This window comes from Brevibacillus sp. NPDC058079, from assembly GCF_042885155.1.
In the GTDB taxonomy this organism is placed as follows: Bacteria; Bacillota; Bacilli; order Brevibacillales; family Brevibacillaceae; genus Brevibacillus.
The window spans coordinates 1,174,975-1,191,491 of the sequence record NZ_JBHVSO010000001.1; the positions used below are offsets into that span (position 1 = coordinate 1,174,975).

At 44.9% G+C, this 16,517-nt stretch carries 15 protein-coding genes and 1 pseudogene; 2 read left to right on the forward strand and 14 right to left on the reverse strand.

Annotated elements, in window-relative coordinates; translation table 11 throughout:
* Positions 1-244: 244 nt before the first annotated feature.
* From ACFVS2_RS05330 to ACFVS2_RS05375, 10 genes are all read right to left on the reverse strand, one after another.
* Positions 245-1,753, reverse strand: coding sequence for a fatty acid--CoA ligase family protein (locus ACFVS2_RS05330; protein ID WP_390232423.1), 1,509 nt, complete (start codon positions 1,751-1,753; stop codon positions 245-247).
* Between the two features lie 63 nt (positions 1,754-1,816).
* Complete coding sequence (locus ACFVS2_RS05335; protein WP_390231857.1) at positions 1,817-3,076, reverse strand: MFS transporter; 1,260 nt, start codon at positions 3,074-3,076, stop codon at positions 1,817-1,819.
* Positions 3,077-3,123: 47 nt separating this feature from the next.
* A complete protein-coding gene (locus ACFVS2_RS05340) occupies positions 3,124-4,425 on the reverse strand; it encodes a CapA family protein (protein ID WP_390231860.1) in 1,302 nt (433 codons plus the stop codon).
* 40 nt (positions 4,426-4,465) lie between these two features.
* Positions 4,466-5,353 carry a MurR/RpiR family transcriptional regulator gene (locus tag ACFVS2_RS05345; protein ID WP_173619436.1) on the reverse strand — a complete coding sequence of 296 codons (888 nt, stop codon included), beginning with the start codon at positions 5,351-5,353 and terminating at the stop codon, positions 4,466-4,468.
* A gap of 353 nt (positions 5,354-5,706) precedes the next feature.
* On the reverse strand, positions 5,707-6,261 hold the full coding sequence (locus ACFVS2_RS05350) for a GNAT family N-acetyltransferase (RefSeq protein ID WP_390231864.1): 555 nt from the start codon (positions 6,259-6,261) through the stop codon (positions 5,707-5,709).
* Positions 6,262-6,449: 188 nt separating this feature from the next.
* The gene (locus ACFVS2_RS05355) at positions 6,450-6,920 is read right to left on the reverse strand and encodes a DinB family protein (RefSeq protein ID WP_390231867.1); all 471 of its coding nucleotides are present in this window, start codon (positions 6,918-6,920) and stop codon (positions 6,450-6,452) included.
* Positions 6,921-7,323: 403 nt separating this feature from the next.
* Complete coding sequence (locus ACFVS2_RS05360) at positions 7,324-7,530, reverse strand: nitroreductase family protein (protein ID WP_390231870.1); 207 nt, start codon at positions 7,528-7,530, stop codon at positions 7,324-7,326.
* Positions 7,531-8,025: 495 nt separating this feature from the next.
* Entirely contained in the window at positions 8,026-8,277 is a 252-nt protein-coding gene (locus tag ACFVS2_RS05365) for a hypothetical protein (protein ID WP_390231873.1), read from the reverse strand.
* Between the two features lie 304 nt (positions 8,278-8,581).
* Positions 8,582-8,965 carry a hypothetical protein gene (locus tag ACFVS2_RS05370; protein WP_390231876.1) on the reverse strand — a complete coding sequence of 128 codons (384 nt, stop codon included), beginning with the start codon at positions 8,963-8,965 and terminating at the stop codon, positions 8,582-8,584.
* A gap of 262 nt (positions 8,966-9,227) precedes the next feature.
* Positions 9,228-9,659: a hypothetical protein gene (locus tag ACFVS2_RS05375; RefSeq protein ID WP_390231880.1), complete on the reverse strand. Its 432-nt coding sequence runs from the start codon at positions 9,657-9,659 to the stop codon at positions 9,228-9,230.
* Between the two features lie 2,410 nt (positions 9,660-12,069).
* Here ACFVS2_RS05375 and ACFVS2_RS05380 point away from each other — a divergent pair.
* Positions 12,070-12,960 carry a hypothetical protein gene (locus tag ACFVS2_RS05380; RefSeq protein ID WP_390231883.1) on the forward strand — a complete coding sequence of 297 codons (891 nt, stop codon included), beginning with the start codon at positions 12,070-12,072 and terminating at the stop codon, positions 12,958-12,960.
* Between the two features lie 229 nt (positions 12,961-13,189).
* On the opposite strand, the pseudogene ACFVS2_RS05385 reads toward ACFVS2_RS05380, so the two are convergent.
* Positions 13,190-13,381, reverse strand: a pseudogene (locus ACFVS2_RS05385) (IS66 family transposase zinc-finger binding domain-containing protein); the annotation flags it as partial.
* Between the two features lie 5 nt (positions 13,382-13,386).
* On the opposite strand from ACFVS2_RS05385, the gene ACFVS2_RS05390 reads away from it, so the two are divergent.
* Positions 13,387-14,127: an ATP-dependent DNA ligase gene (locus ACFVS2_RS05390; protein ID WP_390231886.1), complete on the forward strand. Its 741-nt coding sequence runs from the start codon at positions 13,387-13,389 to the stop codon at positions 14,125-14,127.
* Positions 14,128-14,971: 844 nt separating this feature from the next.
* Here the strand turns inward: ACFVS2_RS05390 and ACFVS2_RS05395 are convergent.
* The 3 genes from ACFVS2_RS05395 to ACFVS2_RS05405 all read right to left on the reverse strand — a co-directional run bounded on the left by ACFVS2_RS05395 (position 14,972) and on the right by ACFVS2_RS05405 (position 16,501).
* Positions 14,972-15,160: a hypothetical protein gene (locus ACFVS2_RS05395; protein ID WP_390231889.1), complete on the reverse strand. Its 189-nt coding sequence runs from the start codon at positions 15,158-15,160 to the stop codon at positions 14,972-14,974.
* A 354-nt stretch (positions 15,161-15,514) separates the two neighbouring features.
* Positions 15,515-15,937: a MarR family winged helix-turn-helix transcriptional regulator gene (locus ACFVS2_RS05400; RefSeq protein WP_390231892.1), complete on the reverse strand. Its 423-nt coding sequence runs from the start codon at positions 15,935-15,937 to the stop codon at positions 15,515-15,517.
* 87 nt (positions 15,938-16,024) lie between these two features.
* On the reverse strand, positions 16,025-16,501 hold the full coding sequence (locus ACFVS2_RS05405) for an acyl-CoA thioesterase (RefSeq protein ID WP_390231895.1): 477 nt from the start codon (positions 16,499-16,501) through the stop codon (positions 16,025-16,027).
* Positions 16,502-16,517 lie beyond the last annotated feature (16 nt).

A 16,517-nucleotide genomic window follows, 5' to 3' on the forward strand; every position in this document is an offset into this window, starting at 1 on the left:
TATTTTTGATCATGAAACTAAACTGCCCGTTAGCGTAATGACACATCGTCAATCAAGAAAAGTTCACGTGCTTGATCGTATTCATAATCCTCTGTTGCATGAATTAAACGTAGCAATCCTACACCTCCACATCCCGTAATGCACATAGCAAGCTGAAAATTGTACAGCTTCCTTACACGAAAAAACCAGCTTACAACAAAAGGATCATTGTGAGCTGGCACTTTTCATTTAATCATGCGATTGTTTAAGAAGTGCGCAACGATCGACGTAAGATTTTCCCCGTACTGTTTTTGGGAAGCTCTGCTACGAATTCTACCTGACGAGGAACTTTGTATTTCGCCAGCTTGTCACGACAAAATGCCATGATATCCTCTTGGGAAACCGCAACTTCCTTCAATGCCACAAATGCCTTGACTGCTTCGCCATGCACCTCGTCAGGAATCCCGATCACAGCCGCCTCGATTATCGCAGGATGCTGGTAAAGAACTTCTTCTACCTCACGCGGGTACACATTATAGCCGTCAACGAGAATCATGTCTTTTTTGCGGTCAACGATGTACACATATCCTTCTTCATCCATACGAGCCATGTCTCCTGTATACAGCCAACCATCTCGGAGCGCCGCGGCCGTATCATCTGGCAACCCGAGGTACCCTATCATAACGTTGGGACCATGTACCACCAGCTCTCCCACTTCTCCACGTGCGACTTCGTTTCCCTCGGGATCGACGACCTTGTTTTTCACAAGCGGGATATCGACCCCAACCGATCCTGGCTTTCTGGTCCCGTGCAATGGATTAAAGGTTGTAGCTGGAGCTGCCTCTGACAAACCGTAGCCCTCCAGTACCTTGGCATCATATTTCGCTTCGAACCTGTGCAGGAGCTCAACAGGCATGGATGCACCTCCCGAGCAGTATATCCGGATGGAGGAGAAGTCTTCTTTTGTCGCAGTCGGCAGCTGTAGCAGATAGTTGTACATGGTCGGAACACCTGCGAAACATGTGGCTTTTTGCTCCCGAATCGTTTGGAGGGCGTCTACCGGATGAAATTTCGGCACGATAATAATGGCCGCTCCCGTGCGAATCGGGCCATTCATGCACACCGTCATGCAGAAGACATGGAACATCGGAAGTACCGCGACCATACGATCTTCGGGCACCAGCTCGAACAATATTCCCATCGCTTCCGCATTCGAAGCCATATTGCGGTGGGAGAGCATCGCTCCTTTTGGCTGGCCAGTCGTACCTGATGTGTACAGGATTACAGCGAGGTCATCTTCGTTTCGTTCCGGCTCCACGTACCCTGCCGCTGACTCTTGCCCTTCCTGTACAAGCTGATCGATCGTTATTTCATTTTCAATGGATTCCGTGTAGATGAGAAGCTGCAAATTTTCTATTTGGTCCTTCATCGGGGTTAGTACCGGCTGCAACGCGGATAAGGCAATGGCTGCCTTTGCTTTACTGTTCGATAGAATGAAGCTAATTTCGCGCGCCGTATAGATGGGATTCATGGGAACAACGACTGCTCCTACGCGGAGTATCGCATAGTAAGCGCTAACAAAATGCGGCCGATTATCCATGAGCAGGGCGACAGCATCCCCTTTTCCAATTCCGTGTTGGGCAAGTCCTGCTGCGAGATGTTCGACCTGCTGATTGAATTCCGCATACGTAGTCGTTTCTCCCATAAAGACGTAGGCTGGGCGATCCGGAAACTGTTTCGCGCTCTGCATGAGGCTTTCATTCAAATGATACATCACACATCTACCCCCTTTTCAGAAAATTTTAACATTTAGAACCAAGCCTATAAAGTATTACTTTTAGGAAACATGGGAGATTGGCGGTGCTGATTGACTGACTTGTTCATTGCGCTTCACAAAGAGCAGGAAAAGCACGCCGCAAATGATAAAGAGCAACCCGTTGACGATCATGGCGTTGCCAAAACCAGTGCCAATATCTCCGGCTGATTGAACGATAGAGCCCGTTACCAGCGGCGAGATGATCCCTGCCAATGTAACCAGGCTGGACAACACGCCTACCAAAAGCCCCGTGCGTTCCGGCAACAAGCTGCTGACAATAACAGAGGCAGCTGTTCCTACAGAAAAAGCAAATCCTTTTCCTAGGCACAGGAAGATCAGGACAAATACTGTAGATTGAACAAGGGTAACACCGTAAAAGCACAGTCCCCCTAAAATAATCGAAACACCGCCAACCATAACATATGATTTGCGATAGCTGCGATGTTTTTTATAGAAGCGATCACCTATCGATGAAATCAGTATGGTCATCAGTCCGGCTAAAAGTCCCGTGCCAGCAATCGCATAGGCCATTTCCTGATTCGTAAAATGGAAAACCTTGACGAGATAGACAGGCTCCCAAACGGATGCGAAAGTCGTCCCCCATATTTGGGCGAAATAGATTAAAAAGCAGAAAAGAAACGTGGATGAGAGCAAGACACCGGATATATCTGACCATTTCGCTTTTGGCAAGGTAGGAGCCTCGACTTTTGCAGGAGTGACGCTGACAAGTGGTTTTTCTTTTCCAATCCATAGCCAGACCAAGAGCCATATCAAACTGAGTGCGCCCATAAACGCCCAGGAAAATCGCCATCCATAACTATCAATTAGCGCGACAATCATCGGTGCGGAAGCAACTGCACCGACGAATGCACCGAAGTTCACCGTTGAATAAACCAGTCCACGCTTTTCTTCGGGAAACCATTTGTTCAAATGGCTGACAACCGTAGCCCAAAATGGCCCTTCGCCTATACCAAGCAACACCCGCGCAACGACAAGCATCGGCAAACCCGCGATCGCATAAGCGCCAAATTGAATGACTGTCCAGGACAGCGCCATGATCGCCAGCATTTTTTTCGTCCCGATGCGGTCCGACAATGCCGCGCCTACAATCCCGGCAATGGAGAAAAGCCAGAAGAAACTGCTTCCAACAAGTCCCCATTCCTTCTCGTTCAACGAAAATTCAGCCATAATCGGCACGGCAGAATATCCCGCAATCGTTTTATCCGCATAATTGATCATGTAGAGCACAAACAACATAACCATTGTGATTCTGGCCATCATGTGAATCACTCCATTTGTCTAGGAAATAGACTGCCATTGTTCCCCCGCTATTTTGAAAGCCTCACGCGCCCAATTCCATCCATGATCTCAATCACTGTGCCATATGGTTCACTCAAATTCTTGAGCCCCTCCAGTATCGAGGTATCCCCGCTTAATTTTGGCCACCCCATACGATGTACAGGCAAATCAAAGCCTAATTCAATCGGATGCAGCTCCAATTCGAGCAGCTCACCATCTTGCATTTTCCACAAGGGAATAACCGACTCCCACACCTCTTTGTGCACACAGAGTCCGCGTGTGTAGTTGGCACTCATCGCTTCCAACGCATCTGCCACATTATGGGTGTGGTCTAAACCATAGTGCTCATAGAAATCAGCGGGCTGACTCGTAACAGCTTCTGTCTGAAAAATAAAATCTCCCAAGCTGTAAAAGATCGGCCGATTGTTGTAGATTTCAATGCCTCGCAATAAATGTGGTCCGTGTCCCACCACTGCGTGAGCACCTGCATCGATGCAAGCTTTTGCAAAAACAGGCAAGAAATCAGCTGCAACCTCCTTCGCTTCCCCCTTCATCTCATGTGCGTGAATACTCACGATGACGTAATCAGCCCGCCTGTTTGCCTCCTCAATCGTCTTGACGATTCTGTTCAGATCGCGAGGATGCGGTTGGGTAGTCGTCCCCTCTTCGTCGCTTACCATGAAACGTGCATTTCCGAAGAGAAAGGTCTCCTTGCCCGGATCGTTCATGAAGCCTTCCTCGATTAGAAGCTTGTTGAAGGCGTTAATGTCCGTCGACTCCGCAATGGCTTGCAAATCAGCGAGCTTTTCTTCCGTAATGTGGTGTGTCATGACATAGCGCATCGGATTGATCCCTGGTCTGCCAATGCTATCCGAACGCTGATCTCCGGCCGCCCACCATGGATGAAAAGTCGACGTCGCAGCGATCAAGGCCACTCTGGCCCCTTCGCATTCGAGATAACGCGGAGCGCCTGCTTCTGCGAGATTTTTGCCTGCGCCAGCATGGACGAAGCCATACTCATTGAGATATCGTTCGGTTGCTTCTAGTCCCCCATACAAATAATCGAGCGTATGGTTATTTGCCCAGCCAATCATGTTAAAGCCATAATCTTTCATGACTTGCAAAACGGAAGGTGGTGACATCGCCCACGTGCCTCCGCTTTGCGCGCTGGGATAGCCCTCATTATCGTGTACGGTCGTCTCCAGATTCGCAAGGCGTACGTCCGCACGGTGCAGCAAGCTGGATATCTCTTCAAAAGCTTGGTCCCTGTATGGCAGATTCCGTGTAATGAAGCTGTCGCCAGTCGCTGTGAACCAAATCGGCTTGGTCATTGGCATGATTCCCCTTTCCCTTTTCTCATTTTTTCTGCTTTCAAAAGATCGAGAAGTCTTCCTCATCCTCTCCGACAAACGAGTATAGCTTTGAGCTGATTTCATCATAATGCTGCAATCGTTTCTGGACATTTTCCGCGTCGTGGAGCATAACGCCTTTGATCAAGACATTTAGCATGGAGAATAATGTGGGCATCCCGCTAGTGGCAACGGGTTGGGGTGTGGTGATTTTAAGAAGATGATCCGCGACTTGGCTGATGGGGGAAAACTCGCCTTCCGTAATCGCCAAAATCTTCGCTCCCAGCTCTTTTGCTGAATGGACCATTGCAACCGTCTCGCTCGGATGACGAGGAAATGATATCGCAATGACCAGCCATTCTTGATCTCGTTCGGTGAGAAAATAATCGGCGTTATCAACTGCTCCCGTATATAGATGTGTGTTTCCTTTGATAGCATTCAACGCCGAAAACAGCCATTTTGCAGGAATATGGCACCAACGAAATCCTACCACTACGATTCGGTTTGCCTGCACGATGCTTTTGACCACCTCTTGGAGCAACATGTAGTCAATTTGCTGTAAGCCTTGTTGGAGATACGCAATATCACTCTCCATCACTTGATGTGCATAATTGCTCAGATCGAGCGTAACCTCGGTGTCTCGATATTTCTCGATCGGCCCCTTCCTTTGGTCTCCTATCAAAAGAGACTTTTTGATTTCTTCCTGAAGCTCTGTGTAACCGGAGTAACCCAATGCGTAACAAAAGCGAATGACGGTCGCTTCACTGGTATTCGTAAACTCCGCAATTTTTTTGGCGGTATGGATCGCAAGTAAGCTTGGCTTTTCTATCGCGATCTTACAGATGATTTTTTGACTTGCTGTCAGCTTTCCATACTGCTTCCGAATCCGTTCTTTTACGAGTTGTGCCATACCTGAAGCTCCTTTATCATTCGGATTTGTTTTAATTTTGAGAATAGTATATCTCTTGAAAGGAATCACTTCAACACTTCTTAGAAAATGTAGTTAACGCTTCATTTTGGTGTATGGCAGTCTGTAAAAAGGGGCCTCCACAGTTGGAAGGCCCCTTCTCTTTATTGTTCTGTATTGAGACATTCATTTGGAATCCAGCCGCATTCCCCGCTGCTTCATTGAACAATCGTTCCGATAATTGAAAAGTGCTGTTGATCATGACGATCTACATGTATTCCTAAACGTGGGGAATGTCTTAAAGAAGCTGCCATTATTTCGGCTTCTTAAGACATATGCTGAGGATCAATCACTGATTAATCAATCATGAGATACCAATAAATGGCTATCTCATCACTATCTTTATCTAGACCTCTGTAGACGTAGGAATCGAAACCTCCGATGACAAAGCCGCAACTTTCGTAGAATTTACATGCGCGGACATTATTACTTTGTGTCTCTAGCATGATTCCCGTCATACCGCCATCCTTCGTCCAACGTTTAGCCTGTTCGATTAGTTTTTTACCGAGACCGTATCCTCTATATTGCTTATCAACTTTGATATCTTCCACATAGGCAAATTTGTTCCAATTTCTTTTCAAAACAATTTGACCGACAACTTGATTATTTACGAGCGCTAAATAAATGATTTGATGCGGATTACCGATATAGTTCGAATAATCCTCAACAGTATCTTCTTCAAGCTGTTCATCATCGTAGCTTTTATTCCTAACAGGTCTCTCCTTCACCGTATATCCGATTCGCTGTCCCATTAGTTGCAAGACAAGGGTAGAGTCTACGATAAAGCTCCCATCAATGTTTGAACCACACTCATCGTCCTCAGCCCTCAGTTCTCTAATGAAAATATCCATATTCGCCCTCCTCTATTTTTACAAGGTGAGAATAGAGATATTAAGGGGGACCACGGACTTAACGGAATACATATTGCTCCGTCATTTTCAGAACCTCCTCGATTATTTAGCATGTAAGATTCTCTTGATAATTGTACAATCATTGCTTAGCAGGTGCTACAGCTTTTCATCGTTAAACCCGTATAGGGTTATACCCTATCCTCCGAAAATGCCTGCTTTACCCGCTCAATCTGGGCGAGGTGGTTACGGACATGCTGGACGCGCAATTCCAGCAGCTCTTTGAACGTGTACCTCGCTCCATCGGGATATTGCCCGACCCGTACAAGTTGCTCGGGAGTCAGATTTTTCAGAAGTGGCAGCATGCTGACCCGTAGCATTTGGAACAGGAGCATATGCTGCTCGCGGTCCAACCGTTCGTATTCCAGGTTATCCGACCAGGCTTCCTGATCAAAAGATAGTAGAAGCGGTGCTTCCTCCGCCAAGACTTTTCTCAGCCGATGTGTCGCTAAGATCTCGGAATCTGTTACATGAATAAGAATCTGGTGGATGCTCCATTTGTCCGGTGCAGGTTGGAAACGCAGCTCCTCCTCAGACAATCCTTCAACGGCTTCTCGCAGCAGCTCATAGTCTTGGCTGTACTCCTCGATCAACTTTTCCATCCGATCCTCTCCTTCATCATAGTTCGTCTGGTTGGTAGCCATTGATACTATTATTCTTTGATAGAAAACAAGTACCTTCTGATTTTTGATCAATAATAAGTCACCATAAAGTGATTTCTTTGTTTTGAATATCATAAGTGCTTGTTACTCTCAGAATCCTTAATCGCCTATCATTGGCACTAGGACGGTGAGTATGCGTTTTACGATATGGAAGCCGACCAAGACGATTTAGCAGAATTCATTAGATCCACAAAAGCGTGGAATTCTACCTTTACTGTTACGAGAGCCAATGATCTTGTTGGATTCTTTAGCTTTCATGAAACGGCTCCGGATTCAAGGTGTACAGAAAAATGCCTCCGGTGACCTGTTGCAAGCAAGCTCACCAGAGGCATCTTTCGTATTTTTAAAAACCGTTATAAGTAGTGACTTCTTCAACGGCGAAACGGATTTTACGCGGCATCTCGGGGTCCAGATCCGTACCAATCGTAATCATCATGACAGGAATCAAGTGCTCGGGAATGTTGAATTCTTGTCGAACGAGATGTGGGTCAAATCCAATCATCGGGCAAGATCCATACCCTTTCTCTTTTGCTGCAAGCATGAGTGCCATAGCAGCTAAAGAGCTGCCACGTCCTGAATTTCTGGAGGTATTGAAGCCATTGCACCCCACTCTCGGTAGAAAAGGTGTTCGACGTGCATCCCGATCTCATTCTTTGTGGCGACTGAGATGAAGTAAGGCAATGAGACGGCCGCTTTTGGGCAAGGACAAGTATATTATGGCCAATAAAGGTCTGAACACGAACTTGCAAGTCAAACTCGGCTTCGATCTTCCGACAAAGTCCTCTCAAAATCTAATTTCTATTCGTGTCTAAATACGATAATTCCCACACACTTACTGATTCAAAATACAAATGCTGCAATTCGACTTCTTGGTCATCTAGTGACAAGTTCTTAAACCAATCCGTATGAACGTTGTCCTCTGTAAAATCGGTTGATCTCCAAAATGATAATCCCCACTCCGGAAAAGTATAAGTGTACCCAAGCTCTGGGTGTTCCCTATCATAAGGTGAGATATCATCTAGTTTTTTGATAAGGTCTTCGGCTTTCATATAAAAACGTCAATATGAGTGCAAGTACAGGTAAAGACATTCTTGAGAGTCCAAGGAATTTCGATAAAGTTTGCTTTTCCAGATAGATTATATTCGACATGAAAAGCACCTACAAAGTAGTTATCGACAAAATTACTATTATGATATCTGGATTCATATTCTTGTATGGCCTTTTCAACTTGTTCTTTATTCATACCGAGTCTAATTAGACCTATCCCCTGCCCTGGTTCGATGATTAATGTCTCCACCTGTATCCCTCCTTATGATGATAAGTAGAAATCACCTCTCTAAGTTCAAAGATAATAGACTTTACCCAGAGTTTTGAGAGAGGTGATTTTTTCATTTTTTCAACTATCGCGATAACCGACAAGCCACGCTGTTCAAAGTAAATATTGGGACGCCCCCTTCTTTATTTGAGATGTGTTCCATGTCACCTTTGTGTCTGCAAACTCAAAATCGCTTTCCTATTTCTCTCCAGCGAAAACAAAGATGTTTTAAACAACTATCGGCACACAGTTGATTAGCATCCAAGCCAAATCTGAATTCAACCAATTAAAGCTCTATTTCACCTGCTTGATCTTGCTCTAGATGAACAAGTGGAACAGGAGAGTAAATAAACGTATCCCCGTCGTCTTCAAGCTTGTACATGATACAAAACAAAGCTGAACCTCGATGATCGCCACTCGGTATAGAGAAAATCATGGCTGGACAGCGCAGCTCAGCAGAATGAACGCTTGCACACAGATCTTTATAAGTCACAGCAGCAAGGTTGTCGACATCAACGAGATGCTGTTTACAATCCCCGATAACTTGCTTGTAATACTCTATATTCTGATTATACTTATTCGCAAAGCTCTGCTTATACTCCTCAAGGCTAAGAAAGCAACACTCCCAATCCAAGGGTGGGATACTTAACACATAGCGATAGAACTTCACTTTTCTGATTCCTCCTCTTTTGAAATCGAGCTATAATACACGATCATTTAAGCACATAGATATTTTTGGAAAGATCCATTCCTCTTGAGTATTTATAGAAAATTTTAGCAACAGTGTAGATCATTATTACAAGTCCTTGGCTGCCACCTTACGCTATTACTTTCTGATTAGTTACAGTCAGAAACACGGTTTTGTTTTATTAATGTGCTTCTTCGCCAACTGACCAAAACAGACAGTGTATTCTACTTAATACACTGGATACTTACACATTCAAGTATAAATTTCTTTTTTCATCCTCTTGAATAGATGATTCTAATTCCTTGAACCAATCTTCTTGCATGTCAGATTCCTTAAGTATGTTTGGTCTCCAAAAAGAAAGTCCTAATCCTTGATAATTATAAGTCCAACCAAGCTCACGGAGATTGCGGTCATAGTTCGATATCTTATCTATTTTTTCTACCAGTTCCTCGGCATTTGTATTAAATACATCCAAATTATCAAATACGCAGTTTAGTACTTCTTTTAGAGCAGATGATATTTGAATGAAGTTGACCTTGCCATCTGAGTCATATTCAAATTGAAAACAGGATTGAATAGCGCCCTTCGTATGATAACAGAGTGGATTTTTCTCATATGTTATTTCGTATTTTTCCGTGTAATATTGCAGACACTTATCTACTTCCGTTTTAGTCATACCAAGTAGTATTTTGCCAATACAGTGCTTATTGCCAAGACTTAATACGCTATCAGAGATCGTCAGAGGTCAAGTGTTTCCATAAAATTTAATTAGAGCGGATACATTATCATTGATCTTATTGACAAAATAAAGGCGAGGAGAAATTCTCATCACACCCCCCCACTGAAGGAGTTGACAGAGATTGCCTAACAACAACGAAGAAATGGATGTCCGTATGGAAAATATTGAAAATTCAACTGGTAATATTTGTATTTACAATGGTCAAACATTTAGTACTAATGCAACAGTATGTCAAGCAGATGGAAATTTGTATCGATGTGTGTCTGATGGTACATGGTCCTACGTTGGTACGTCTTGTCCGAAATGAACTACAGAATATAAAAATTGATTAATCACTGTCTGATGAAAATAATGTTTTAGACTGGTCCATTTAAAGAAAAAGCGGTGGTTTAAGACCTTGAAAATAAAGTCTTAGACTGCCGCTGCTGTTTCAGCCTGTTATTCAACTAAGGTACCCGTTTCTTTAACATGTGATACGTTTCACCACGCTGTCTGTAACGGTAAGTTTTAAGGCCATCCTTTCCGGAATGGCCTTTCATTTTGATGTAAACCTTAATATATCGAAATATCCGTTCCATAAAGGTGAAGACGAAGGCGTTTTGCAATGGACAGCGAAGAATGATTATCCCATTATGTACTATATAAAGGAATCCTTTGAGACCGTCTTATCGCTTGGGCCCATGAGGACGTTACCTGCATCGCATATCCTTTTCCTCTATAATCTTTCAATGTCTCGACTCCGGCCTCTGCGGCCTTATCGCTACTTCTTGCGCTAAAACAGCTTCTTCAGAAGCCATCTTATCATCTGAAATGGCCACAATTTTAACATTCGGGCCAACTCTTACAACTTGTTCATAATCGAGATTCATAGATACCTCGGGTTCTTGTTGCGGGTCATGCAGAAACCGACTGCGGATTGGCACCACTGGATACAGTTACAGTATTATAATAATACAAGTTCAGTTATGTCTAATTTCCCTCGGTTAATCTTAGATCAACTAAATGCTTACAGTTTGGGCACCTATTTGTAACGACATATTTTTTCTTTCCCGAATTAATCGTTCCGAGTAACCCAACAAATGCACTGGGGAGAGAAAGTAAGCCGATTAGCAAGGATATTTGATTAAATATTATTACGACATTCTGTATTAATTGATTATCACTAAGCATCGCAAATCCTAATACTAGTACTAAGAGAAATATCCCCAATACTGTAAGTCCCCAAACTGCAATGAGAGCAATTACTTTTTTGTATGGGTGTGATGGCCATGCACCGCTTGCTACAGCAGAAAGTCTTCCCGTTACACGACATTCGTTACGTTCCGGATCCTGGATGGAGATTACCTATCTGGATGCGAAACACTGAGTTATCGCATCTGCTAAGAAGTATCTGCTCTATTTTCTGATAGACACCATCCGCAGCTCTGACTCTCCCCGAATTCTACTTCTGGGAATGAATTACACTACGATCTACATTAAACTCCCATATCTATTTTGCCGAATACATTAGCGATCCTGTCAGAGATGTAATTGGAACAATAGGCAGCAGATCATCGCAACGGGTCATACTACCAGCCGCGAGCATTTTGGGTAGTACCAGCGTCGCTGACACCACCCGCAAAATAACAGAAGTTATAAGGGAAACTTATTGATAACCTCGTTATACTCAAACTGCGCATCAGTGATCCCTGCTTTGAATATACCTTAAGTGATTTACGACTTTAATGACCGGGGATCGGATTGTTCCTTTCCCACAGCCCTTTAAAGAGATGAATATGAAACGATCGGCGGCTTGATTTCCCCTTCATGAAAGGCACAAAACATTTGAGTTTTTCATGAAGGACAACAAGCGAGATCACGGTAGAAATCTGAATCAACTATCTTAACGTAGCACCAGTTGTGTCCTATTAGATAACTGACACACGGGAGCATTTACAGTGGCCAACATTTAGAATTCAATATGAGGCAAGATATTTCCAAAAATTATGGAGGTGAAGGGGTGTATGGCTAACTATAATCAGCGTCAATGCGAACGAATAATATCTGACAGATTAATGGAAATGGGATACTTGATATCTAGATCTTCAAATGATGTACCCAAATACAGTATTCAGACAATTAAAGATAATAAGAAGTTGAACTTTTTAGTACGGCATCTAGAATATGATAACGCCTATAAAAATTTACCACTACCTTATCAAATATATAAGATTGAAGCGTTCAATAATGAGGAAGAAAAACAGAAAGGGAAGCAACTCCTTCATTCAATAATTGATCGACCCGGCAGTGCCTCGGGTACTCCTCCTCCGTTCGAGGTGCGCGTATCTTCCTCGGGAGGGCCATGCCGATGAGGGATGCTGCGGGGGATCAGCAGAAGCACGGGCAGCAGGAGCACATCGAGACGCTGCCGCTGTTCTCCACCACGGACACGGGCGGACGGATGACTGTGCTCCTGCCGGGACGTCGCATCGGACGCGCGGCCCCACTGCTACCGTGGCTGCTCGCAGCCGCTGCACTGTGGGCGCTGACAGGCTCCGTGCCGTTCGGTGCCCTTCTCGGCCTAGCGCCGACACCGACGATCAGCATGTTCCTCGGTCATCCGGTCACGGTGGGCGTAGCCGTGGTACTCTTTTTCGTCGCGATCGGTGCGACCGGCGGAGTGTACTCGCGAGCGGTCGAGCAGTTCGGACAAACCAGGGTCGCCGGCCTGTTCGCGTCGCTCGCGGTCTCAGGAGGACTCGTTGCAGACGCGGGAGTCCTCCTGCTCTGGACGCTGACAAGCGATCCGTCGCGACCCTTCGACATCGAGGCCATCGCCACGTCGCCGACGATCCCGCCAGAGCTCGGCGCCGTCGTCGGAGCCGGCTTCGCCCTTTGGGCCGCCATCGCGCTCCTGCGGTTGCCCGGGTCGATCGCCCACGCCCGGCGGCGTCAAGCGGACATCGAGCGCCTCCGCGTGGAGGGCTCGTCATTCACCGGGACGCTGACCGTCGTGAGCTTCGCGAACAGCTGGCTCTTCGATCTCCCGATGTTCACTGTTGAGGTAGGCTACATTGTCGACGGTGCTCCGCGTGTCGTCTCTGCGCACATGCGCACCAGCGCCGACCGCGTCCCCATCGTCGGCTCGCGCATGCTCGTGCTGACCGATGATCGCGGAACCACATACGTGGAGCTGAACTCGTCCAATGGAGCGACATTCGAACCGGACGTAAGGAAGTACGCCGCACCGGACGGTTGATGCTACGACCCTGACCGCTTCGGCCGGTGCACTGATTGGGAGCGGAGAGCGCATCTGGCGTAGCAGTGTTTCCGGCACGCCCCGACGGCTCTATGATCAGTCTCCGTAAACGTGACCGGCACGCTCGATCAGTCCGTCGAACGGGAGAGGGGGAGCAATTGGTGTCAGCACGAATCGGCGTGCTGGGATTCGGTCGGATGGGGAAGCCCATCGATCGGCGGCGATCGACCACATACTTCTGGCTCATCACATCCGCAATTATTGACGGCGACACCAGACTGCTTGGCACGACAGGCGCGGGCATCGTGGCGGTCACGCTCGGCGTAGAGATCGCTTCCTGCTCACTATGGCGGCAAGCATACACATAGCGCACATGCTCCACGACCTTCACTTCCGCTGGGATGACCTTGAGTTCCCACCTCCCTTATGCTGAGAAAGTTAAGTAGCTATACTCGGAGTAGGTCGCAGATCAATGTTACTGACAAAATCGCCTCTACAGCAAAGCGGCTGAATGTAAGATATATGGTTTTCGATATTCTCCACTTCAACGGACAGAACCTACGTAGGCTACCTCTGCTTCAGCGTAAGGAGATGCTGAATGAAGTGCTGCCAGACTCAACGGCGATTCACAAGATTCAGTTTCTTGAGAAGGAAGGCATTGCGTTTTTTGAGGCTATAAAGCAGCAAAACTTGGAAGGGATCGTTTGCAAGCGGAAGGACAGCGTATATGTCGGGAAGAGATCTTCAGACTGGATTAAGGTGATCAACTACCAGTATGTCGATGTTTTTATCAGCGGGTACAGAAAAGGAAAGTTTGGTTGGTTAGCTTCCGTGATGGGAACAAACGGATGCCTGCGGTCGGTAGAGATCATCGACGAAAAGAGCGGAGTGTCACCAGTCCATAAGAAAGCCTTTCGTGGTGTGTGCGACCAGCTGGTAATCGGAGAGGACAAAAATTTCGTGTATCTTGAGACTCGCATGCGGGCGAAGGTAAATTCCGGAACTGGACTAATAACGGTCTGCTTCGAACGCCGGTGTTCGTTGACTTTGTTCTTCATAAAGCTTGTTAGCCCGCTAATTGCGGGCTTTAGTTATATCTTTAATCTAAGAGCCTCAGAGAAGGCACTTCTCACGGGGATTACGTATTTGCACTACGGTAACTGCTAAAGTGCCTACTGTCGGTATTCAAAGGGTGACTAAACAGATTCTTCTTCCCTAGTGCGGACACTAAAATTATCAACCAGAGCATTGCCCCGCTCTATAGTAATGTTTCGTTTGTTAAATTATGTAGTTTCCAATTGCTTTCCTAATGGGTTCTTGCCAATTATTTAATTGTTTCTTGTCCATAAAACGAATGTAATTTATTTCGCGCGGATTAATTTTTTGGATGGTTGTATAGGGGAACGCTTTGATTGGGCGGGAACCAATTTGAATATCATAACTATCATAATCTGGAAATTGATTCTCAATTGTTTTACTAATTATGTAATCGTCATTAGGCACAATGATTGCTTTTCGATCAGCATAAAATGGAATTCTCCATATTCGCTTTGAAAGTAAAATAATTCGTGGATCCCGATCTACATAAGGTGGGAATGGATGAACTTCAATGCGATATTTTCCCAGACCTGGTTTTGCTCTGTGTATGTCCTCAAGTATAGATTCATCTACAATCTCTATTGAATTTGGGTATGTTTAGAATTAGTACATCCTCCCTATTCATTTCCAACCTTCTGGTTAGTCCGTGCAGCCGTTCTCCATGGTCCTCATAATACACATCTAGTAAGTTTTCCTATGAAATAAAAACTGTGTCTGCACGAGGAACAAATCTAAGTAAATCATTTCTAATTTTATTTAGATCTTCTTCTTCAACGATTTGAAAGATTACTAATAAATTTGATGGTCTACTCGTTACAATCAAACTAGCAATACGATTAATTGGATCAAACGGTATCTTATCATCTTCCATCATGCGAGCGATATGGAAAGGTTCTAGACCTTATATTTTTTCCTACCATTCAATCACATGATTCACATGAAAGAAATGCAACTCATGATCTTCTGGGAATGCTCTTTCGGTTTGTATTTCGTATTTCTGTACTAAATTTTGCATGTTTTCTAAATGACTGACTTCATTGAGGTAAGTCATTTGTTCAAAAGGGTTATTGAAGACAGGTATTGTTGTTAAAATGTGATACATTAAGTTCCCTCTTTTCAATAAAAGGTGCCGTAATGACAGAATCAGTGTCACAGCCTGTTTTAATTCCCAACACAATGGATTAAGAACTACACATACAAGGATCCATTGATATCGTTTTTTAGAATAATATGATCTAAATCTTATTGTTGAGCAATTGTTCTATGAAGTTTGGTACGAATAACGCTGTAATAAAAGCTATTACTATCACTAATAATGCTTCTTTATATCTTCCTTCTTTATATCTTCCTTCCCTTAATTTAGCAATACTGCCTAAACCAATCAGTCCGAAAAATGCATACCGGTCCAAATTGAGCTGATTTCACCACATGGTAACTCTATTTCAACAGAGAAGTTCTAAAAACGTTGCAACACCTTCTCCAGAAGGTTTTCAAGCAACTCACCTTCTGCCTCGGATAATCCACCGTACATCATTTCCCGGATACGATTGGATACCTCTTGAAAAATCGGTTGCAGTTCCATTCCTCTTTGTGTGAGCTTAATATAAGTGATTCTGTTGTCGTTGACGTCCTTCTCTCGAATTACATAACCACACGCAACCAGTTTGTTGACGAGGACAGTTACCGTTGGTTTCGTTCGATGAATGTACTCTGCCAATTCCTTCATGGTCACATTGTCATGTTTATACAAACAAAGCAGAATGTCACCGTGCGAAGGTACAATTCCTTCTACACCATGCTTCTCAAGCTCAGAAATTATGAACTTATTGACTGCATCTCTAATATGGCTAATGAGTGAAGCTGCATTTCCTTTTATCATGAGATTAGTATAGTTCGATATCTAAGTATTTTCAAGCGAGTAGGACAAAAACCCCCCGATCCCATTTAGGACGAGGGGTTTTGCTCCTTACAACTCTGCTTTCCGCCTTTTTCGTAATGCATGTCGTTCCTTTGCTTTTTCATACTGATTGCGTTCTTCCTCTGTGGCGGGAATGACATTCGGGACAAGCGTCGGCTTTCCTTGTTCATCGAGGGCAATCATCGTCAGATACGCGCGTGCTGTCATTCGCTTTTCCCCTGTCAACAAGTTCTCCGCTTCCACTCTCACAAATACTTCCATCGATGTCTTATGAGTCCAGGTGACATAAGCCTCCAGGTTGATCGCTTCTCCAGTCTTGATTGGCGCGAGAAAATCAAAGGAATCGCTGGACGCAGTGACAACAGGTTTACGGCAATGGCGCATGGCTGCGATGCAGGCGATCTTGTCTACATATGCCATGACTTTCCCACCGAAAATGGTATGGTGGTGATTCGTATCCGGTGGAAAGACAAGATCAGTCAAAAAGGTTCTCGATTGTTGGATCGGTCGTGCTTCTGTTATCATTTGTGGTGTGACTCCT